Here is a 21,582-nt window from a genome sequence, read left to right as displayed (position 1 = left end):
GGGCCCGTCCTGTTAAGATGCCAAATCTACGCCTGTGTAAGAAAAAACTTTAGTACTCATACGCCCGCCACAGCTGTAGATATGCAACCTGTCGCGCCACATGAAAGTAGTCAGACCCAAGAAAATAAAGGATCGTCACACCCGTCCACCACCAGAACAGGAAGTCCGGTGTCGTCACACTTTCAAACGGAAGTGGTGTCGCCGAGAACACCATCGCCAACACAATCAACGCGATCTTCACAATCCCCATCACCAGATTGATCTCGACCAGCTTCGACTTGAGCGGCCCCAACCGAAACGCCGCCGCCAAGCTCCCACCCACTCCAAACCCTTTCAACATCGCCAAAAGTGGAGCCACCGAGAGCGCCCAACTCACCACAGCCCACAGCGTAAACAGCCCCAGCGTCACCACAATCACGAGCGAAAAGTAACCTACAAGATTCGGCTCACCATCCGCAGCGATTGGCCCCGTGATCGTCCACTGCGCCACCCGCTCCATGCACCAGAACCAAAATGCGAAGCTCCCCAGCAGCGCCACAACTCGCAATGCCTGCAACACAATCAGCGTTCCCACCCGAGCATGCAGGCGACTATCGGCTCTCTTTAACACCACCGTCCGCCCGACAGCCGACACCACCACCCAAACCACAACCAGCAGCGGAGCCAGCCACAGCGCCACACTCAACACCCGCGGCAACAGCAGCGCCATCGCCTTCGCCAGCGTCTGCGCCGACCCCATCGGATCCAGCACCGTCATGCCCTTCAACGCCGCGTAGTCCAGCGGAGTCTCCTGCAATATCTTCAAGCCCTCGTACCGAAGCACTAGCAGCACAGGAATCCCATACGCCCAACGCCACAGCACCTCCAGCGCCGTCAGCGAAGGCCGCCGCCAGCACTCCGAAAGCGTATGCACAAACGACTGCGTCCCCCGCACCGTCCCAGCAGCAACAACAACGCCATCCTGCGGAATCGGATCCACTACTTCACCACAAGATTCACAAGCTTACCTGGCACAACAATCACCTTCACCACGGTCTTGCCTTCAATCCGAGCAGCCACCTTCACGTCGGCCAGCGCCGCAGCCTTAACCACGTCCTCATCGCTACCCGACGGCACCTTCACAACAGCCACCAGCTTGCCATTCACCTGCACCGGAATCTCAATCTCATCCTCCCGCGCAAGCTCCTCATTCACCACAGGCCACTGCGTGCGAAACACCACACCCTCGCCGCCGATTTGCTCCCACATCTCTGCCACAAAGAACGGCGCAAACGGAGCGAGCAACAAAATCAAGCCACGAAACACCTCAGCAATTGCCGCAGGTGAAATCTCGCCAGCATCCATAGCTGCCTCGTTCGCCGTAATCTCATTCACCAGAATCATGATCGACGAGATCGAAGTGTTGAAATGCCATCGCCCATCAAAGTCATGCGTGATCTTCGCAATCGTCTGGTGTAGCTTCCGCAACAGCGCCTGATCCTTCGGTGCCGACGACACACCTTTCGTACGTGCAACAGCAGAGAACTTCGTCGTCAACCGATACACCTTACTCAAAAACCGCGAGATCCCCGCAACCCCTTCCTCCTGCCACTCAAGGTCACGATCCGGCGGCGCCGCAAACAGTGCATACATCCTCGTAGCATCCGCACCATACCGCGAAATCATGTCATCAGGCGAAACCACATTGCCCTTCGACTTCGACATCTTCGCGCCGTCTTTAATCACCATTCCCTGCGTAAACAGCCGCTCCGCAGGCTCATCGGTATCGATCAGCCCAAGGTCCCGCATCACCTTCGTCCAGAACCGCGAGTAAATCAGATGCAGAATCGCATGCTCTACTCCACCGATGTACTGATCGATCGGGAACCAGTAGTTCGCCTTACCCGAATCAAACGGAGCCTTCGAGTTCTTCGAATCCGTATACCGATAGAAGTACCAGCTCGAATCGACAAACGTATCCATCGTGTCCGTCTCTCGCCGCGCAGCACCACCGCACTTCGGACACTTCGCATTCACAAACTCCGGCACCCGGCCCAACGGAGATCCGTTCGTCTGCGTAATATCAATCTGCTCCGGCAACAGGATCGGCAGCTCGCTCTCAGCCACCGGCATCGGCTCATCCGGCGAACATTTATCGCAATACACCATAGGAATCGGCGTACCCCAATACCTCTGCCGACTCACGCCCCAATCCTTCAATCGATATGTAACCGTAGGCGTGCCAAATCCCTTTGCCTTGGCAAACGCAGCCATCTTCTCCTGCGCCTCCAGGCAGTTCTCCCCAGTCCACTCCCCTGAATCAATCAGAACCGCCTCATCCTCTCCCGTATAAGGCAGCGCCAGATCATTTGTATCTACATTCGGAGCAATTACCCGACGCAGCGGCAACCCATACTTCTGCGCAAATTCAAAGTCCCGCTCATCATGCGCTGGCACGCTCATAATCGCGCCCGTCCCGTAGTCCGCCAGAATATAGTTCGCCACCCAGATCGGCACCCGTTCCCCATTGAACGGATTCACCGCAAACCGGCCAGTAAACACGCCGTGCTTCTCAATCGCACCCAGCGCGTCGCTCTCACGAGCCACCTTCTGCTGCTCCAGCAACTCCTCGATCTGCACACGCAGCGCATCATCTTCCAGCGCAAACGCCTTCGACACCGCATGCTCCGGCGCAAGCTGGACTGAGGTAGCCCCAAAGATCGTATCCACCCGCGTAGTAAACACCGTGATCTTTGCGTCGCCATCCGCAACAGCAAAATCTACATGTGCCCCCTCACTACGGCCAATCCAATTCCGCTGCATGGTCCGAACCTTCTCAGGCCATCCTTCCAGCTTGTCCAATCCCGCGAGCAACTCATCCGCATACTTCGTGATCCGCAAAAACCACTGCGTCAGATCCCGCAACTCGACGACAGTATCCTCATGCCGCCAGCAGCGTCCGCCGATCACCTGCTCATTGGCCAACACCGTGCAACACTCCGGGCACCAGTTCACCTTGCTCTTCTTCCGGTAAGCCAGCCCCTTCTCATACATCTTCAAAAAGAACCACTGATTCCATCGGTAGTAGTCCGGCATGCACGTCGTAACTTCCGTCGACCAGTCGAAGCCCATCCCAAGCCGTTGGAACTGCTTCTTCATCGCCGCGATATTCGCGAACGTCCAGTCCCGCGGCGGCACTCCATTCTTCAGCGCCGCATTCTCCGCCGGTAGCCCAAACGCATCCCACCCCATCGGGTGCAGCACATTGAACCCACGCATCCACATATGCCGGGCCAGCGCGTCACCGATCGCATAGTTCCGCACGTGTCCTATATGCAGCGCGCCGCTCGGATACGGCAGCATCTCGAGGCAGTAGTACTTCGGTTTCCCCGAATCATGTCCCTCGGCAGCGTAGAGCGACGCATCTGCATCCCACACGGCCTGCCACTTCGGCTCAATCTCAGCCGGGCTATATCGCTGCGGCTGGGTCGCTTCCGCAACAGAAGAATTCTCGTCAATACTCGCGGTTTTCCCGCCGATTTCGCTCGCAGTTATCTCAGACATACTCCTTCGATTGTACCCGTCCGCATACTTCCCTCGAAAACTCGCAAAGCAGCCGGCCGCTTGCATTGCTTATCACAAGCCTCTATACATGGTTCGCGCGGAAAAGAGGCCCGAGCGCTGCCCTCTCCACGAATTCAGCCGACACAAGAAGGTGAAATGGATAAACGACAGTTCCTCAAAGGCTCCTGCTCTATCCTGACTGGAAGCATGCTCTCCCGATTCGTCTCAGCAGAACAGGCAGCCCAGCAATCGACTACCCCACGCACCAACTGGGCCGGCAACTACACCTTCCACGCCGAGCACCTCTACGAACCTAAGACCGTCGCCGAAGTTCAGCATCTCGTCACCACCTGCCCCAAGCTCCGCGCCCTCGGCCGTGGCCACTCCTTCAACGGCATCGCCGACAGCACCACCAACCAGATCTCCCTCAAGCAGCTCGACGCCATCGACATCGACGAAAAAGCCCACACCGTCACCGTCGGAGCAGGCGTAACCTACGGCAAACTCGCCCCCGTCATCGACGCGCGCGGCTTCGCCGTCCACAACCTCGCCTCACTCCCTCACGTCTCCGTCATCGGAGCCTGCGCCACCGCCACCCACGGCTCCGGCAGTAAAAACGGCAACCTCTCCACCGCTGTCTCCGCCATCGAATTCGTCACCGCCGACGGCTCCCTCCACACACTCTCCCGCGCAAAAGACGGAGACAAATTTTTAGGCGCAGTCGTCGCCCTCGGCGACATCGGCATAGTCATCAAGACCACCCTCGATCTCGTCCCAACCTTCCAGGTCGCGCAGGTCGTCTACGAAAACCTCTCCATCTCCCAACTCGAAAAACACCTCGACGAGATCTTCCTCAGCGGCTACAGCGTCAGCCTCTTCACCGACTGGCAAAACCACAACATCTCCGAGGTCTGGGTCAAACGCCGCCTCGGACCCGGCGCCACCTCCGCGAACTTCGCCCCCGAGTTCTTCGGCGCCAAAGCCGCCACCCGCAAGCTCCACCCCATCGTCGATCACAACGCCGAAGCCTGCACCGACCAGCTCGGCGTCCCCGGCCCTTGGTACGAGCGCCTTCCCCACTTCAAGCTCAACTTCACCCCCAGCAGCGGCGCCGAACTCCAAACCGAGTACTTCGTCCCCCGCGACCGCGCCTACGAAGCCATTCTCGCCGTCGAGCAACTCCGCGACCGCATCACCCCACACCTCTTCATCACCGAACTCCGCACCATCGCTGCCGACAACCTCTGGCTCAGCATGGCCTACCAGCGCCCCTCCATGGCCATCCACTTCACCTGGAAGCCCGAGTGGCCCGAAGTCCAAACCATCCTACCCCTCATCGAAGAAAAGCTCGCCCCCTTCGACGCTCGCCCCCACTGGGCCAAGCTCTTCACCATACCCTCGTCGCGCCTCAACCAGCTCTACGCCAAGATGCCCGACTACCAAGCCCTCATCAAGCAGTACGACCCCCAGGGCAAGTTCCGCAACCAGTTCATCGACACCAACATCTACGGCACCTAGCTATACACAAAGCGCGCAAGAAAATCACCCTGCCGCCAGCGTCCGCAGCACTCCAACATTCCGAGCCTCGTCTCCCGGAGCGTCCACCGGCGTCTCCGCAATGAACGCCGCATGCGCAAACCGCTCATCATGCAGCAACCGCCGAAATACCTCCGCGCCAATCGTCCCTTCGCCGATATGCTCATGCCGATCCAGCTTCGACCCCATCGCCGCCTTCGCATCATTGCAGTGCCACACCTTCACCGCATCGAACCCCACCGTATCTTTCACCAGCAGCATCGTCTCCACATACCCATCCGGCGAAACCAGATCGTATCCCGAGACATGCACATGGCACGTATCCAGACACACCCCCACCGGCGCACAAGGCTTCAGTCGCTCCACAAGCTCCGCCACCTGCTCCAGTTTTCCCCCCAGCGAAAACTCCGCTCCCGCCGTATTCTCGATCAGAATCTTGAAATCCTTTCCCTGCCACGGCACCCCATCGATCGCCTTCTCAATCGACTCCGCCGCCAGCCGCAGCCCCTCTTCGCGCGTCAGCCCCTTCCAGCTTCCCGGATGCAGCACCAGATACTCCGCTCCTAGCGCCAGCGCCCGCTCCACCTCTCCACGAAACGCCGCCACGCCATTCACCCGCACGCTATCCGTCTGGCTGCAAAGGTTAATCAAATAGCTCGCATGCACCGACACAGGCCCCACATCATGCTTCGCGCGAAGATCCCTCATCTTCTTCGCGTCCTCCGGCTTCACCGCCGCCGCCTTCCACTGCCGCGGACTCGAAGAAAAAATCTGAAACGTATTCGCCCCCGCCGCCACTGCCCGCTCTACCGCGGTCCACGTCCCACCCGCCGTCCCGACATGCACACCAATTCGCTTCTTCGCTGACTTTGCCATCCCTCAAGGCTACCCCAGTTTGGGTGCCTTTGCGCCACCAGCCGTTAGCCAGCAAATATCGTCCTTTTGCCATCATTCCTCAGAAATCCGCAGCTGCAGTTATCTTTTTTGCTGTCATTCCGCAACGAAGTTGAGAAATCTGCTGCAGCTGCAGTTTTTTTATTGTCATTCCGTAACGAAGTGGAGGAATCTGCTGTTGCTGCAGTTTTTTTGTTGTCATTCCGCAACGAAGTTGAGAAATCTGCTGCAGCTGCAGTTTTTTTGTTGTCATTCCGTAACGAAGTGGAGGAATCTGCTGTTGCACTTGTACTTGCTGTTGCACTTGTACTTGGACTTGCCGTTGCACTTCTCTCTCAGCACCCAGCACAGTCACCGAAGCAGGGAATCCGTGACCAGTACGCGTACACTCACCTCTCACCAAAATGCTATGCTGTGCCAAACAAAGAGGACGTCCATGCCCACTCCGCAAACACTGAAAAACCACGCCCGCTTTAACCCCCTCTTTCACTTCACCATCCTTCCTCTACTCGTTCTCAACCTCATCTTCTCCATCTACATCACCATCCACCGATGGCCCGCCTATCAGCACACTCATCTCTGGTGGATCGTCATGGCCGTCGTCTTCATCCTGATGGCTGGCGACGCCCGCGGCAGCGCCCTCAAAGCTCAAGACCGCATCGTGCGTCTCGAAGAGCGCCTCCGTCTCGCAGCGCTCCTCCCACCCGCCGACCGCACCCACATCGACGACCTCACCACCCGCCAGCTCATCGCCCTCCGCTTCGCCTCAGACGCCGAACTCCCAGCGCTCGCGCACACCGCACTCACCCAGCGTCTCGAGCCCAAAGCCATCAAGCAAGCCATCATCAACTGGCGCGCCGATAACGAGCGCGTCTAGCAATCAGTAAAAACGCACTTAAAAGAAAGGGGCGGCCAATCAGGCCGCCCCTCGCATCTACTCTTCCAGCAATCAATATCCAACCGAAAACGAACCCCGCTCATGCGCAGGCTTCTCGATCTCATCCACCAAAGCAATCGCATAATCAGCAAACGAGATCTTGCTCTCTTTCTTTGCGTCTGAGACCAGTTCCTTCGTTCCCAGCCGAAACTTACCCGTCCGCTCTCCCGGCACGAAGTACGCTGCCGGGCTCAGGTAAGTCCAGTTGATATCCGACTTCCGCAGCACAGCCAGCGCCTTCTCATGCGAAGTAGCAATCGGCAGATACTCTTTAGGAAGAAAACCGGACTTGATCAACGTCACTCCCGGCGCAACCTCCAAGAGGCCCGCACCACCCACCACCAGCAGTCGCCCCGCGCCCGCCTTCTTCACCGCGGCAATCTCCCTCTCCGTCACACCAAGAATCGCATCCGTATCTTCCATCGGAGGAGCGTACGCGCTAACCACAGCGTCCGCGTCTTTGATGACCGCCGCAATCGCATCCACATTCGAGAGATCGTCCACCTTGGTGGTCAGCCCCTGCTCTGCCTTCAGCGAGGCCACCTTTCGCGCCACGGCCGTTACCTTATGTCCACGCGCAAGCAGCTCCTTCACAATCGCGCTGCCCGAATTCCCTGTCGCTCCATACACCACAACGTTCATGACAGTCTCCTGAAACACATCGTTGACACTATAAGCCTTCTCACGCGGCTCGACATCGGCCGAGCCGCATGAGAACTAAATTAACTCCAAAAATCTCCGACTAAGCCGCCACAAACTGCGAGCGAATCACCTCAAAGTGTGGCTGCAAAAACGTCGCACGATCGGTCTGGCCGTACATCAACGCAGCAGCTCCACCAGCCGTCAGGAAGGTCGTATCCGTCACTCCAAGGAAACCAAACACGTCACGCAGATAAGGCTCGACGTGATTGAGCGAGGCCATCACAGTCCCAGAATCATAGACGCCGCCTGATGCAATCAGGAATGTACCTTTCTTCCCGAGCAACAAGCCCTTCGGCGTTCCATCTGCATAAGAAAACGTCTCACCGACCCGCGCAATCTGGTCGATCCACAGCTTCAGCACCCCAGGCACCCCGAAGTTATGCATCGGCACGCCAAGAACGTACTCATCGGCTGCCCTCAGTTCGGCCAGCAGCGTGTCAGAGAGCGCAAGCGTCTCATTCTGTTCCGCGGTACGCGCATCCTTCGGCGTATACGCCGCACCAACCCATGCAGCATCGATCGTCTTCAGGCTGCTGGCGTTCAGGTCGCGAGTAATCACCCTCCCATTCGGGTTCGCCTTCTTCCAGTTCTCGACATATTCACTGGTTAGGCCGCGCGAAACGGAGGTCTCAGAAAAGGGGCTGGAATCTACAACGAGCAAAGTTGGCATGGCAAAATCTCCTATACGACATCTGACGTTTAAGCTACTACTGTCGATTCAATAAAACACAACAAATGTCGTTTAAGCAAATAATGTCGCCAAAGTCTAGTAAAATGAGGGCAGGCCAATGTCACAGCCAATCCGCAAACCCGAGGAAACCACGACGACTGAGAGGACGCCAGTAAAAGCGACCGACCACCGCGTAGTGCGAACCCGCCAGCTCATCCAGCACGAACTTGGCAATCTACTGAAACAAAAAGAGCTTGACGTGATCTCAGTGGATGACATCGCCGAAGCCGCCACCAGAGCAGCTCAAATCTCCGAATCCAACGGGAGACTCTCCGACATCCCCGAACTGATGCCGGAGAGATCCGTCGATCCCCGCATCCTTCGAACCCGCAAGCTCCTCCAACAGGCCCTCGTCCAACTCATGAAAGAAAAGCAGTTCGACACGATATCCGTGCAGGACATCGCCGAGTCCGCCACCATTAACCGTGCCACCTTCTACGACCACTACCCCGACAAATTCGCACTGCTCGAGTGCACCGTAGGAAGCCGTTTCAATGAACTACTGGCCGAGCGCGGCGTCACCTTCAACTCCAGCTGCACCTCTGCCCTCAAGGCCATGGTCCTCGGCGTCTGCGACTTCATCGCCTCCTCCCAGCTCCTCTGTTCCGAGCGCCCCGGCCAGATGGAGCCTCACATGGAGTCGGCCGTCATCGCCGTCGTACGCCGCATGCTGCTCGAAGGCCTCGAACATCATCCCTCCAGCGCGCCCGTCTCCCCGCAGATGATCGCCACCACCGCAAGCTGGGCCATGTACGGAGCCGCAAAACAGTGGGCCCAAACCCCCAACCGCCCCCCCTCACACGAAATCGTAGACACGGTCGTTACACTCATTTCGCCGCTGCTAGCCCTGGCAGACACCACACCACATCCAATCCCCGCCTAACCTGGCCGGATGAGTGCAGTCTGTTGGCCCTCATCTCGTCGGCACCAACAGGCATGTCTCTTCAACATCTTCGCCACACCGACAACGGAAGACATTCAGGAATGGTGAGCGCGACGATCATCGAGAACAGCGATCCCGCTCTCACACTTGGCTAAACTGTCCCGAAGATCGTGAATTCACAACGTTTTGCCGTGATACTATTCCCTCGATCGGAGTGACCCTATGGATTCGATGCCGACGATTCTCCCTCCCAACGAAGTGCGGTCGATGGTTGTGGATGCCATCGAAGCGAAGGCCAGGGATCTGGGCTTGACTCTCTCCCAGGGCGCAAAGCAGGCGATCCTTCAGAAGACGCTGCCGAACCTCACTAGACTGAATAAGGATGGAGAGCTGACCGGACAGTTGATAGACAGAATTCAACATAACTCAGCCGAATTCATTCAGATCCTCTTTGACCAACAGCTGCACGGCAAAGCGAGCGAGATTACTATCGATCACGTCAGTACTTTGCTCAGCTCTTTTTGCCAACGCTTCCCGGACTTCATTCCATTTTGTCCATGATGAGGTGAGCCCATGCCCTCCAACGATCGGCCAGTCCAAGAGTGGCGGAAACAGGCATTCGACCTCTCGGCAGAATCAACGAAACAGTTGATCACGGTCGCTACTGGAGTCGTCACAGTAACAATTTTGTTTTCGAAAGACCTCGATAAAATCTCCCGTTACCTCGCTTATGCGGCATGGGTAGCGCTCGTCGTCTCTGTCATGTTTGGGATTGCAGTACTTCTGAACTTGAGCGGAAATCTTCAGCACGCTGCTGATGGGAGACACCAGTATCCCAGCGTCACCGCCAAAGGAATCCCCTTTTTATCCATAGGACAGATCTTAACGTTCGGGGCGGGGATCATTTTGCTCTTCGTATTTGGACTATTCGCCGTAAACGGTCACATCCCACCGGATACCAAACCCATTACCGTGAACTGCATTCTTCCTCCGCCACCCCAGCCACCACCACAGCCCGCCGGGGGCGAAGGTAGCAGCCATCCTCCGTCCCCAACGAAACACCGTCGCAGATGCTGTTGCTGTACCAGGAAGCCTCAGATTAAGCAGTCCGAAGTCCCACCGATGACAAATCCCTAAGCTGATCTTCAGATCCAACTGTCGATCGGCACATAGGCTGATCCTGATTGAACTGAGCAAACCAGTTTTGCGACGCCTTCGCGTTGCCGGCAGAGTCCGTTTGAGCATAGCCACTGCTGCCCAGGAGTGTGAAGGCAACCAACATTGATGCCACACGAATGTAACTTCACCTGTTGCCTTGATTCGTTCGTGCTCAAAATGTGCGGTAAGGCTTAACCCTCACTTTCGGGGGGGCGGTGCTGTCGGTTGGTTGTGTTCGCATGCTATCGAAAACGTATAGCGCGGGAGAAGAGAGATGCTCCATTGTCAGCGCATGCTGCAAGCGTCACCGCCGGTCTATCTCGCTTCGATCAAAAAAATGCTCACTGGAACGGTATCGCTCATCATCCTTAAATGAACCTTAAGAGAGCGCTCGATTGAGAGCTGGGTAACTGGTGAAATCCAGCTCACAGCGACAGTCTTTCGAACGCCGAATGGGGGTTGTCTTGCTCCATCTGCCAGCGAGTGGAAAATGCAACTTCTGAGCTATCGCGAATACGCTCCTCGTGGCCGATAACCAATCGTATGAACATTCAGAGTGTAGGAGCAAAGCAATAATGTCGTAGCTCTGCAAAGCCAAAGTGTCGCCGGGTGATCCTTGGAACAAGGATCGTGAGGCGAAGATTGGGCTGGCTACAGATGAGCAAGCAGGAGTTACGACGGGTTGAGGTTTTGACCGAGGTACTTGCTGGCCGGCGGACGACGGAGTCGGCGGCGGGTGTGCTGGGTGTGAGCTTGAGGCAGGCGCAGCGGCTGGCGGCCAGGTATCGAGCTGGTGGTGGTGGAGCGATGATCCATCGGTCTCGGGGTCGGCCCGCGTCCAACCGCTTAGGTCCAGGCGTTCAGGAGTACGTGCTCGGGCTGGTCCGGCAGAACTTCCGCGACTTTGGTCCAACGCTTGCTGCCGAGGCCTTACTCGAGAGGCATGGGGTTACGATCTCGCGTGAGACGCTGCGCAAGTGGATGGTCGCCGAAGGTCTATGGCTGTCGCGCAAGCAGCGCCGAAGCTTTCACCAGCCGCGGCTGAGACGTGAGTCCTATGGCGAGTTGATCCAGATCGACGGCAGCGATCACCGCTGGTTCGAGGACCGCGGCGAGCCCTGCACCCTGCTGGTATTCATCGACGATGCCACGAGCAAGCTGATGCAACTGCGCTTCGTGCCCAGCGAGAGCACGGACTCCTACTTTCAGGCGCTGCAGGGCTACCTCGAAGCCCATGGCTGTCCGGTAGCCTTCTACTCTGACAAACACACCGTCTTCCGCGTCAACAAGCCGGATGCCAGCGGAGGCTCAGGCATGACCCAGTTCGGTCGTGCTTTGGCCGAACTCAACATCGAGATCCTGTGCGCGAACTCCAGTCAGGCCAAGGGACGGGTCGAGCGAGTCAATCGCACTCTCCAGGACCGCCTGGTCAAGGAGCTGCGACTAGCTGGCATCTGCGATATGGCAGCTGGCAACGTCTTCCTGCCGGCGTTCCTGGAGCACTTCAACGAGCGCTTCGCCGTGCCTGCTCAGAAGCCAGAGAACCTGCACCGCTCACTCCATGTCAAGGCAAGTCAACTCACCGATATCCTCTGCCACCGCGAGCAACGTCATGTCGGCCAGCAACTCACTCTTGCCTATGATCGCAAGCAGATCATTCTGGAGCGGAGTGAACTATCGGAGAAGCTGGCCGGTCAGTACGTCGAGATCTTTGACTTCTCCAACAGGCCTTTAGAGGTGCGATGGAAAGGGTACTCGCTTCCCTACCGCGTCTTCAGCAAGGATCAGCGGGTAAGCCATACCGCCGTCGTCGAAAACAAACGCCTTGGCCATGCCCTCGCTGTGGTCAAGGCGCAGCAGGATGTGAAGCATCAACCGAAGATAAAGACCAACAGCGAGAAGCTTGGATATCAGAAGCGAGGCCGACAGCTTTACGGACCCGATTACAAAGCAAAAATCGTGGCGCCCCCCGCGGTGGAAATGACGGTCTGATGGAAAGCATGGAACGATGAAACTGTCCCACGCTTCCCACAGCCCTTGGAAATCGATAGAGTACATCGATTCCCACATTACGCACCGCACGACGACTACGACGCGTTATGATGACAGAACCGCTTTGCAGAAGCAGCGACGTTATCGCTTTGCAGCAACACAGAGTTCTCCGTTCGCTGGTTTCGATCTCCGATTGGTCGTATTGACGAGCTTCGTGCTGATCGTCGCAACCTCTGCGACACTCGCGTTGCGAGGACGAATCAAGTCGGCACGAGGTGCGGCCTGGTTTGCGTGGCTCGGTGGTGGCGCATTCGCAATGGGAATAGGGAACTGGTCGCTGCACTATCTCGGACTGAAGGCTCTCGGCTTACCTGTCCCCCTGTTGAGCAACTCGGCTGTCGCCGTTTCAATCGTGACGACCATTCTCATTTCAGGTGCCGCCTTGCTTATCGTGAGCGGAAAAAACGACTCCGGGCGATATGTAAAAACAAACGAGCCAACACCCTCCGCCAGTCAGATCAGTGCCACGCCCTAACCGTTAGTCCCTGAAATAAAGCGCTCATCGACAGTCGCTTTTCACTTTTCGTTTGTCATTCCCGAAGGGAATCTGCGTTTGCAGTCTCTACACCGAAAAGAAAAATTGCCATAGCGAGGAAATCCCTGCGCCAGACAAGGCGTGTCGCCGACGCACACACCCACCCGGTTCGCTGCAAGCCGTGTCACAACGAACATGCCACAGCGCACCCTCGAACATTTCCTAAAATTGACCTGCGCAGGATCCCGCTACTGGGTAAACAGCGCGGCTGTCCGCACCTGCGTCTTCACAACCGCGGACCTCAGGAGCAATGCCGCTCGAGTCGGAACGCACACGCATATGGATTGTTTCGATCTGCCGGTGTGCCGTGACTGCGAAGCACCGATAGCTACGATGACGAAAAAGGCGGTTAGGAAGAGAGCGAAGCGGCGCATGGAAGGATCGCCTGGTGGACGATACGGAGGCTGTGTCATGGGATGACCCTCTGGTAGACAATACGGAGCCCGTGTCATGGGAGTTCCATAGAACTTCCATTTTTTACACAAAACCACACGCTCCCGAGCGAAAGCCCGATCTGCCGTTGCGTTCTTCTCCCTCTTCCGAAGGCAAAGCCGTCAACAACAGAAACCCCTGTCAAGCCCCAGACCGACAAATCCCCGCGCCAGACAAGGAGATTAGCGTGGCGCATCCCATCCCTCCAATTCGCTATACTTGAAGTAGAAAGAAAAAAGGCTGCAAGGGCGCACCCCTTGCAGCCTTTTCATTTAAGCAAAACGAAATGATGACAAGGACCAGCCGAGTCATCATCCGAGACCCGTAAGCCATTTGTAATCTACATTTTGCAGGTAAACTATCTGAATACAATATTTTACCGGCAAAGCCTCATTGCAAACTACTGAAACCAAAGCACATCGCCGCAAGATACCCCAAAGGGGGGAGGGGGTAGAGGGAGATTGAGATCAGCTCGGACCGTCCGAGACACAACAACCAACGCACCACGAACCACCACCTTCAAACCAGCGAAACATCACCGAAGCAGCATCAAACGACCACAAAAATGCACGAAAAGAACGCGCCACGCCAGGCAATTTCGCTCAAATGCAACTGCGTTTTTCCCCGATGCGTTTTACCATAGAAAGCATGACCGAAGTTGCAGATCAGGTAGACCAGCAAGCCAATCCGTCCGCGGGACACGCCTCCAAATACACCCGCAACAACCCCTTCCTCTCCACCGTGACCTACAACCGCCTCCTCACCGGCGAGGGTTCGGAGAAGGAGACCCGCCACGTAGAACTCACCCTCGATGAGGGCATGACCTACACCCCCGGCGACGCCGTCGGAATCATCCCTGAAAACCGCGCCATCGCCGTAGCCGAGGTCCTCGAAGCCCTCCACTACACCGGCCGCGAGCGCGTCCTCGACCACTACAAAGTCGAAATCAGCCTCGAAGAGGCCCTCCGCACCCGCCTCGGCATCGGCAAGCTCTCACGCGGCTCCGTAGGCCAGTACGCCAAGCTCGCCCCCACCGTCGAAGGCCTCAAGCACCTGGTCGGCCCGGAAAACAAGGCCCGCGCCGAAGAATACTGCTGGGGCCGCGAGTTCGTAGACCTCGCCACCGACTTCCCCAAGGTCGTCACCGATCCGCAGCAGCTCTTCAACGTCCTCCAGCGCCTCACCCCTCGCATGTACTCCATCGCCTCCAGCCAGGCCATGCACAAGGACAACGTCCAAACCACTGTCCGCGTCGTCCGCTACGAGGCCCACGGCCGCGACCGTCAAGGGGTAGCCAGCGGCCACCTGGGAGACCGCGCCGGCGAAGGCACCACCATGCCGATCTTCCTCCACTCCAACAACAGCTTCCGCCTCCCCGAAGACACCACCATGCCGGTCATCATGATCGGCCCCGGCACCGGTATCGCCCCCTTCCGCGCCTTCCTCGAAGAGCGCCAGGCCACCGGCCAGAAGGGCGATAACTGGCTCTTCTTCGGCGAACAGCGCGAAGCCATGGACTTTCTTTACAAAGATCAGTTCCAGGCAATGCACAAAGAGGGCGTCCTCACCCGCCTCGACACTGCCTTCTCCCGCGACCAGGCCCGCAAGGTCTACGTCCAGGACCGCATGCAGGAGCGCGCCAACGAACTCTACGAGTGGCTCGAGCGCGGTGCCTACTTCTACGTATGCGGCGACGCCACCCGCATGGCCAAGGACGTAGAGACAGCCCTTCTCGACGTCATCGCCAGAGGCTCAAACGGCACCCTCGACAACGCCGCCGAGTACCTCGCCAACATGAAAAAGCAAAAGCGCTACCAGCGCGACGTCTACTAGGCAGCTGCCAGCGTTCGACCGAAGGTGAAAAATCGCAGGGTCCCACCCTTTCAACCGATTTCCGAGGAACTCCCACATTGCAGAGAGACTGGGAAAGTTGGCCTTTGATCTAAAAAAACTGACCAATGCTGCGTGATGCTCTACAAAGAGCGTCACGCAGCATTACAGCATCTTCCGCGACAAAACCTACTTCGCAACACTCTTGAGCAGGATCGGCAGATCATAACCGGCCTCGAAGCTTGCCAGACTGATCGACTCCGCATGCATCACATCGGCAAGCTCTTTCGCCTTGCCAAACGCGGTATTGGACAATTCGGTATCAACAACCAGCGCAGCGCAACGAATCTTCGCTGCTGCCTCCAGTGCATCAGCCCAGGGGTCCGCCGTCCGTGACGGAACGTTGGCACGGCCATCGGTCAGCAACAGAAGAAGTGTCTCTTCATTGATGAATTGCTGAGCAAGTTCAAGCGCATGGGCCAGTGGCGTGCGTCCTCCCGTCGGCAGATACTCCAGTGCGGCGAGTACCGCCGCACTATCGCTTGTTGGTTCTACCAGAACCTCCGCAGATTCACCGCGAAACACGATCACCGCAACCTCATCGCGACGTCGTAACGAGCGCTCAACCAGCCCGGCGACGGCCCCCTTCACCGCACGCATACGTTCACGCGCCGCATGCGAACCGCTTGAATCCACAACAAATAAAAACCTCGATCCAACCAGCGGTTCACGAACCTTCTCGTAGAGATCCTGAACGCGAAGTTTGCTCTGACCAGTCTCCGTCAGTGCCGATCGCACTGACGATCGAACGTCTAACTCCGCAGGCACCTCACTCTTTCGAACTCGAATCGCAGGTCCGGGCGCTTGGCCTCTTCGCGCCGCCGTAGCTCCGCTCCTCCCGTCATCCACCATCCAACGAAGCTCCGGAGTGGAAAGCGGCATTGCAGAAAACCGGCGTTCCTCTGCCCCTGCTGCCTCTTCGTCAGCTTGTTTGCCGGTCGGCGGTTCAGACTTCTCCGTCCAGTTCGGTGGCGGCGAAGACCGAGGAGAACGCGGCGGCTGTGTGGGACGCGTTGTGCGATGGGTGAGAGCCAGAGGCAAGACCGCATCGATGTGATCTGCGGTTACATCTTCAACTCCCAACAGTGCAGCCTGGGCGCAGCTAGCTCGCGCAATCGCCAGATCAGCTCGAAGTGATACGACCCCGTGCTCACAAACCTGTGTGCTGATCCGTTCTAACATCGCAGAGGAACATCGGACGGCGGACAATCGCGATCTCGCAACAACAATTTGGTGCTGCAAATGTGCTTGCTCCTCTGCCCAACGCTCAACGAAGTTAGTCGCATCCGTGTCGTACGCTAGGCGCCGTTCAACGACCTCTCGTCTTTCTGTAACCAGCTGAGTTGCAAAAATATCAACCGCAAGAGCAAATCGATCCAGCAACTGCGGTCGCAGTAACCCTTCTTCCGGATTCATACTCCCTAACAGAACAAACCGGGCCTCCTGAACCGCGCTAAAACCCTCGCGCTCAACAGTGCTTACCCCGGTCGCTGCTGCATCAAGAAGCGAGTCGGCCAGATGGTCAGGTAAGAGATTCACCTCATCGACGTAAAGCACGCCACCACTTGCCTCCGCCAAAAGACCCGGACGAAGCTCCGGCTCTCCTTTCAACGTCTTCCCTAAATCCATGCCGCCGAGCAGCCGATCTTCCGTCACACCGATTGGCAGATTAACAAAACGTGCAGGCCTTGGCAGAAGATCAGCAAGCGCTCGTGCCGTTGTAGTCTTCCCCGCGCCTTTATCACCGCGCAGCAATACGCCGAGACGCCAGTCCACCGCCGCCAACAGCAGCGCCATCTTCAGTTGTTCCTGTCCAACAATCGCAGCGAAAGGATAAGCAGGGCGCGTCATACTGTCGTCCTCCTTGACTCGCCACGGGCTTCAAGAAGGCTTTCGCTGTCCAGCAAAACTCCGCGGAGCGCATCGAGAATCTCCGGCTTTGGCTCCTCCCACAACCCGCGCTCACTTGCCTCAAGCAGACGTTCCGCAATCGCATTCAATGCCCATGGGTTGGACTGCTTCAGAAAATCCTGCATATCGGTATCCAGCGCATAGTGTTGGGCAAGACCCTCATACACAAAATCAGGTGCGATATGTGCCGTTGCATCAAAGCCAAAGATGTAATCGACCGTCGCGGTCAACTCCAATCCCCCTTTGTAACCATGCCGCTTGATACTCTCAATCCACTTCGGATTGATTACACGCGAACGATAGACACGCAGAGCCTCTTCTCGAAGATCGCGCACTCGCACTGCATCAGGCCGCGAGCTATCACCGAAGTAGGCCTTCGGCTGCACTCCTGTAAGAGCACGAATGGTCGCGACCATGCCGCCGTGAAACTGAAAATAATCGTCCGAATCGAAGATATCGTGCTCACGATTATCCTGGTTGTGCAACGCCACCTGTACGCTCTTTAGTCTCTCCGCAAAGACACCACGCGCGTCCACACCATTCGCCTCTTTCCCGTACGCATACCCACCCCACTCTAGAAATACTTGAGCAATATCCCCATCGTTCTTCCAGTGTTGAGTCTCCATCAGTGCCTGAATACCGGCGCCATACGTACCGGGCTTGGCACCGAAGATTCTGTACCGCGCCGAAGCCTCGGCCTCCTCAACTCCTTGATCCTTATTCTTATCGACGTCGCGCAGATAGTGCTTGCGTGGAAAGTTCATCTCCAACGGCTCATCCTGATTCACCACCAGTGAAACAGCATCGTCGATCATATCGATCAGATGAGGAAACGCGTCGCGGAAGAACCCACTGATGCGGAGCGTCACATCGATTCGAGGTCGCCCAAGCTTCTCGAGAGGGATCAACGTCATCCCCTCAGGTCGTCTTGACTGCTTATTCCACACCGGCTGCACGCCAAGCAGCGCTAGTACTTCGCTCACATCATCTCCATGCGTCCGCATCTGCGAGGTACCCCAGGCACTAAGTCCCACCGTCTCCGGATACCGGTTCTCCTCCGTACGATAACGTTCAATGGCCTCACGTGCGAGTTGCTGGCCTACGCGCCACGCAGCCTCTGACGGTAAGGCACGCGGATCGACAGCGTAAAAGTTTCTCCCCGTTGGAAGAATGTGTGCCATCCCACGCGTCGGCGCACCAGACGGCCCGGCAGGAACATACCTCCCATCCAGAGCGTCAAGAACATGCTCGACCTCCTCACCGGCTCGCTCCAGATTCGGAACAAGCTGCTGACATGCAAAGATAAGAGCTTCGGCAACGTCGTTGGAAGCAGAACCCACGATCGTACGTTGCAACTCTTCTAATCCGTCGACGCGGAAACCCGACTCTTCCAGATGTGAGTAAAGCTTCAGCGCAACGCGATCCAGCACTTCAAGAACGTCCGCATGCGTATAGCACGCAGTACCATCGATCGTGATTGCATCATCGAACTTCTTCCCCGGTGCATCAAGAAGCTCGCGGTAATCAAAACCAACGTTGCGAGCGATCCCATCCAGTAAACTCGGCGCACCCACATTCACCAGTCGCGTCATCGACCGCAGCATCTCCGGCAATGGCGGCATACTACCTAAAACATGCAGTCCATCGCGAATCTGCGCCATGCCAAGCTCACACAGATACCCGTCAATATCCTCGATGAGGTGGGCAACCTCGCTTCCGCTCATCTCCGCAAGCGTAACCGGAACTCCTTCTGGTGTGAGTTCATCCTCCCACTCATGTTTATGATCTCCGTGGTCTCGCGAGAGCATGTTTCTTAAATCAAGATCCGTATTCAGATTCGCATCCTGAATCAGCTCCCAGATCTGCTGCTGAATGAACGGCAGCTTCGACGGATCCAGCTTCTCAACCGCATAGTACTCATTGACAAGTTGATTCAATGCCGCAAGCGGACCATAGGTCTCGGCGCTCGTCATCGGTGGCGTCAGATGATCCACAATCACTGCGTGCCCTCTACGCTTCGACTGACTTCCTTCTCCCGGATCATTAATGATGAATGGGTAGATCAGCGGCATATCTTCCAGCAACAAGTCTGGAAAACAATCTCCCGAAAGTCCCACGGATTTTCCTGGCAGCCATTCAAGCGTCCCATGCTTTCCTACGTGCACAATCGCATCCGCTCCCCAACCACCGGCCTCCACTGGCGTAGCCAGCCACTGATAAAACGCAGTGTAGTGATGTGTCGGTGGCAAATCTGGGGTGTGATAAATCGCATCTGGATTCAACCCGTATCCACGCGGCGGCTGAATCGCAATCAACACGTTATCCAGATGCAACGCCGCAAATAAATAATCATCCGCCGCGCTCCATGGTTCAAAGTCCATTGAAGCAATCTTCGTCGCCACTTCGTTCATCAACTTTTTATCGATCTTAGGCGAAGACGATCGTAGTGTGTACCCATGTTCGGCGGGCTGCCCCCACATCTCTTTCATCCGCTTCTGCGGGACATCTGGAAAACGTTCAAATCGTTCTCGATATACCGCACGCGAGTAACGATGGGCACGAGCAGCATCGAGCGGATACGCATCATCGTAGGTGCCGCGGGAGAGAAGTTCGTGAATTAGGTCATCACCAGACTCTGGCAGTTCTCCGATGGAATATCGCCGCCCCTTCATTGCACGAAGCAGATTCAGCAGACTTGCCGGCGCATCAAGCCCCACCGCATTACCAACCTTCGCGGCCTTCGTCGACGAGTTCGTCAAAACGAACGCAACGCGTTTATATCGGTTCGCCAGAGTCTGCAGTCTCGCAAGCCGGAACGCAACTCCAGCCACACGATCCGCACGCTCCTGATGAGGAACATAGAGATCGCCCGACTGAGTATTGCTTCGCTCCTTAAACGAAATTGGCACAGTAACAATGCGGCCGTCGAACTCCGGAAGCGCTACGTTGATCGCTGTATCCAACGCATTCAAGCCTCGACGTGAGACCTCCCAATTACCACGTGACATGCCACTCGATACTGCCTGAATCACGGGAACACCTAGCCGTTCAAGGATCGAAACGTTATCACCAGCCAATGTGACATCACCCGTGTTAATCTCGCCGAGCGCAAACGACAACGTCGTAACAACAACGTTGGTACGTCCTTCAATCAACCGCAGTGCCGCTGGAAAGCCTTCATCCATTGCCTTCATGCTCGAGGTGAAGACGCACAACGCGTTCATACCGCGCGACTCCAGAGCGTCCGCAAGGGCATCAACAAAACTTGTATTTCCACTAAGAAGATGAGCGCGATAAAAAAGAATTGCGGCAGTTGGCTTAGCCGGGTTCGCACGCAACAACCAGTCTTCATACGTCGCATGCTCGAGATCTTGCATGTAGATGCCGTGCTCGGCGGGAGTCGCTGGCTGATCATATCCGTATCCAGTCAACAGCAATCGATCGGACAAAAATTTCAAGCACTCTGCAACGTTGGCCACCCCGCCGCGCTCCAGATAAGTCGTCACTGAAGCCACAACGTCGGGATCAACGGTACCTGCACGAAGAAACTCAGGATTGAATTCGCCGGTACCACTCGTTACGACCAGAAATCTGTTCTGCTCGACACACATTGCTCGCAGGAGTGAAAATCCTGGAACCGAATGCAATGGACCATGCAGTCGGAGAACAACGATTCGCGCACGTGCCAGCGCTCCCTCTATCAGCGCGATCATCTGCTCCTCGCTGCGCAGCCCATTCAACGAATAGGGGATCACATCGATATCAGCAGATAGATCTGCAAGCGCCGTCCTCAGTGTCACCAGATCAGTATCAGCATGGGACAAAAGTGCGATGCCCTGGACCTTCTGCGGCGTCATCACAACAGGAAGAGACACAAGATCAGCAGGTCGCGCATCCCAGTCGTAGAAATTGAAAACATATTCGAGAAGCTCTTCAGGCGGCTGCAGAAAACGATCCGCCTCTAACATCGCATCGATGTAAGCAAATATCTGCTTCACCTGCCACGGGCTATTGACTGAATGAAACCAGACCGACCGACCATCGAAGACAAGGCTGGCAACATTCGACAGTACACACGGACCAAGGCATCCAGCCTTCGTCAGATGGACGGCGTTGCGCATCTTGCGTCGCGTCCACTCTTCTTTGTAGGTATCGACTGGAACCTGAGCGTAGCCGCGTTCCGTTCTGCCGCAGCAGCAACCCGTAAAGCAATAAGAGAGGTGTGCGCGTCGCTGCACTATGTTCACCGGACGACCGTCCGCACGCACAACCCGTTGCCGATGCATCTCACTCACGGTCCACACCCTCTCTGTCCTTGCCATTGCGCAGACTCGGTGGATGGAACAACGAAGGAGAATAGGGTACGAAAAGAGTAGCGA

General features: G+C 56.7%; 16 protein-coding genes. 8 read left to right on the top strand and 8 right to left on the bottom strand.

All coding sequences use genetic code 11. The annotated features are described in order from the left end of the window. Positions 1 to 49: 49 nt before the first annotated feature. Together RBB82_RS15500 and leuS are read right to left on the bottom strand one after the other, a co-directional pair. Positions 50 to 979 carry a hypothetical protein gene (locus tag RBB82_RS15500; protein ID WP_433971635.1) on the bottom strand — a complete coding sequence of 310 codons (930 nt, stop codon included), beginning with the start codon at positions 977 to 979 and terminating at the stop codon, positions 50 to 52. After that, positions 979 to 3,543, bottom strand: a complete 2,565-nt coding sequence (gene leuS / locus RBB82_RS15495) for a leucine--tRNA ligase (RefSeq protein ID WP_433971634.1) — start codon at positions 3,541 to 3,543, stop codon at positions 979 to 981. Before leuS ends, RBB82_RS15500 begins: the two co-directional genes overlap by 1 nt. Positions 3,544 to 3,699: 156 nt before the next feature. Here leuS and RBB82_RS15490 point away from each other — a divergent pair, with 156 nt between their 5' ends. Next, complete coding sequence (locus RBB82_RS15490) at positions 3,700 to 5,061, top strand: FAD-binding protein (protein ID WP_433971632.1); 1,362 nt, start codon at positions 3,700 to 3,702, stop codon at positions 5,059 to 5,061. Between the two features lie 24 nt (positions 5,062 to 5,085). Here the strand turns inward: RBB82_RS15490 and RBB82_RS15485 are convergent, their stop codons facing one another. Then, positions 5,086 to 5,955, bottom strand: coding sequence for a deoxyribonuclease IV (locus RBB82_RS15485; protein WP_433971631.1), 870 nt, complete (start codon positions 5,953 to 5,955; stop codon positions 5,086 to 5,088). A 79-nt stretch (positions 5,956 to 6,034) separates the two neighbouring features. After that, the gene (locus tag RBB82_RS15480) at positions 6,035 to 6,301 is read right to left on the bottom strand and encodes a hypothetical protein (RefSeq protein WP_433971630.1); all 267 of its coding nucleotides are present in this window, start codon (positions 6,299 to 6,301) and stop codon (positions 6,035 to 6,037) included. 108 nt (positions 6,302 to 6,409) lie between these two features. On the opposite strand from RBB82_RS15480, the gene RBB82_RS15475 reads away from it, so the two are divergent. Further along, a complete protein-coding gene (locus RBB82_RS15475; protein WP_433971629.1) occupies positions 6,410 to 6,850 on the top strand; it encodes a DUF6526 family protein in 441 nt (146 codons plus the stop codon). 72 nt (positions 6,851 to 6,922) lie between these two features. Here RBB82_RS15475 and RBB82_RS15470 read toward each other — a convergent pair whose 3' ends face one another. Both RBB82_RS15470 and RBB82_RS15465 read right to left on the bottom strand, forming a co-directional pair. Continuing rightward, on the bottom strand, positions 6,923 to 7,552 hold the full coding sequence (locus RBB82_RS15470) for an NAD(P)-dependent oxidoreductase (protein ID WP_433971628.1): 630 nt from the start codon (positions 7,550 to 7,552) through the stop codon (positions 6,923 to 6,925). A 100-nt stretch (positions 7,553 to 7,652) separates the two neighbouring features. Continuing rightward, positions 7,653 to 8,282, bottom strand: coding sequence for an FMN-dependent NADH-azoreductase (locus RBB82_RS15465; protein ID WP_433971627.1), 630 nt, complete (start codon positions 8,280 to 8,282; stop codon positions 7,653 to 7,655). A 118-nt stretch (positions 8,283 to 8,400) separates the two neighbouring features. On the opposite strand from RBB82_RS15465, the gene RBB82_RS15460 reads away from it, so the two are divergent. The 6 genes from RBB82_RS15460 to RBB82_RS15435 all read left to right on the top strand — a co-directional run bounded on the left by RBB82_RS15460 (position 8,401) and on the right by RBB82_RS15435 (position 15,235). Beyond that, complete coding sequence (locus tag RBB82_RS15460; protein ID WP_433971626.1) at positions 8,401 to 9,225, top strand: TetR/AcrR family transcriptional regulator; 825 nt, start codon at positions 8,401 to 8,403, stop codon at positions 9,223 to 9,225. 222 nt (positions 9,226 to 9,447) lie between these two features. Further along, the gene (locus RBB82_RS15455; protein ID WP_433971625.1) at positions 9,448 to 9,786 is read left to right on the top strand and encodes a hypothetical protein; all 339 of its coding nucleotides are present in this window, start codon (positions 9,448 to 9,450) and stop codon (positions 9,784 to 9,786) included. Between the two features lie 12 nt (positions 9,787 to 9,798). Beyond that, positions 9,799 to 10,362, top strand: a complete 564-nt coding sequence (locus RBB82_RS15450) for a hypothetical protein (protein WP_433971623.1) — start codon at positions 9,799 to 9,801, stop codon at positions 10,360 to 10,362. 663 nt (positions 10,363 to 11,025) lie between these two features. Beyond that, positions 11,026 to 12,375: an ISNCY family transposase gene (locus RBB82_RS15445; protein WP_433975354.1), complete on the top strand. Its 1,350-nt coding sequence runs from the start codon at positions 11,026 to 11,028 to the stop codon at positions 12,373 to 12,375. Between the two features lie 124 nt (positions 12,376 to 12,499). Beyond that, the gene (locus RBB82_RS15440; protein WP_433971621.1) at positions 12,500 to 12,910 is read left to right on the top strand and encodes an MHYT domain-containing protein; all 411 of its coding nucleotides are present in this window, start codon (positions 12,500 to 12,502) and stop codon (positions 12,908 to 12,910) included. A 1,140-nt stretch (positions 12,911 to 14,050) separates the two neighbouring features. Further along, a complete protein-coding gene (locus RBB82_RS15435) occupies positions 14,051 to 15,235 on the top strand; it encodes a diflavin oxidoreductase (RefSeq protein ID WP_433971620.1) in 1,185 nt (394 codons plus the stop codon). 186 nt (positions 15,236 to 15,421) lie between these two features. Here RBB82_RS15435 and RBB82_RS15430 read toward each other — a convergent pair whose 3' ends face one another. Continuing rightward, entirely contained in the window at positions 15,422 to 17,143 is a 1,722-nt protein-coding gene (locus RBB82_RS15430; RefSeq protein WP_433971619.1) for a VWA domain-containing protein, read from the bottom strand. After that, a complete protein-coding gene (locus RBB82_RS15425) occupies positions 17,140 to 21,525 on the bottom strand; it encodes a cobaltochelatase subunit CobN (RefSeq protein ID WP_433971617.1) in 4,386 nt (1,461 codons plus the stop codon). The genes RBB82_RS15430 and RBB82_RS15425 overlap by 4 nt, the downstream gene beginning before the upstream one ends. Positions 21,526 to 21,582 lie beyond the last annotated feature (57 nt).

Origin of the sequence: Tunturiibacter lichenicola (genome assembly GCF_051013355.1) — a bacterium.
Taxonomy (GTDB): domain Bacteria; phylum Acidobacteriota; class Terriglobia; order Terriglobales; family Acidobacteriaceae; genus Edaphobacter; species Edaphobacter lichenicola_F.
Note: the sequence above shows the minus strand (reverse complement) of the source record. Positions and strands in the feature narration are given on the sequence as shown.

Coding starts and splice junctions, on each gene's coding strand:
- RBB82_RS15460 (WP_433971626.1), top strand. CDS start 8,401: ATGTCACAGCCAATCCGCAAACCCGAGGAAACCACGACGACTGAGAGG.
- RBB82_RS15475 (WP_433971629.1), top strand. CDS start 6,410: ATGCCCACTCCGCAAACACTGAAAAACCACGCCCGCTTTAACCCCCTC.
- RBB82_RS15465 (WP_433971627.1), bottom strand. CDS start 8,282: ATGCCAACTTTGCTCGTTGTAGATTCCAGCCCCTTTTCTGAGACCTCC.
- RBB82_RS15425 (WP_433971617.1), bottom strand. CDS start 21,525: ATGGCAAGGACAGAGAGGGTGTGGACCGTGAGTGAGATGCATCGGCAA.
- RBB82_RS15490 (WP_433971632.1), top strand. CDS start 3,700: ATGGATAAACGACAGTTCCTCAAAGGCTCCTGCTCTATCCTGACTGGA.
- RBB82_RS15455 (WP_433971625.1), top strand. CDS start 9,448: ATGGATTCGATGCCGACGATTCTCCCTCCCAACGAAGTGCGGTCGATG.
- RBB82_RS15430 (WP_433971619.1), bottom strand. CDS start 17,143: ATGACGCGCCCTGCTTATCCTTTCGCTGCGATTGTTGGACAGGAACAA.
- RBB82_RS15485 (WP_433971631.1), bottom strand. CDS start 5,955: ATGGCAAAGTCAGCGAAGAAGCGAATTGGTGTGCATGTCGGGACGGCG.
- RBB82_RS15450 (WP_433971623.1), top strand. CDS start 9,799: ATGCCCTCCAACGATCGGCCAGTCCAAGAGTGGCGGAAACAGGCATTC.
- RBB82_RS15470 (WP_433971628.1), bottom strand. CDS start 7,552: ATGAACGTTGTGGTGTATGGAGCGACAGGGAATTCGGGCAGCGCGATT.
- RBB82_RS15435 (WP_433971620.1), top strand. CDS start 14,051: ATGACCGAAGTTGCAGATCAGGTAGACCAGCAAGCCAATCCGTCCGCG.
- leuS (WP_433971634.1), bottom strand. CDS start 3,543: ATGTCTGAGATAACTGCGAGCGAAATCGGCGGGAAAACCGCGAGTATT.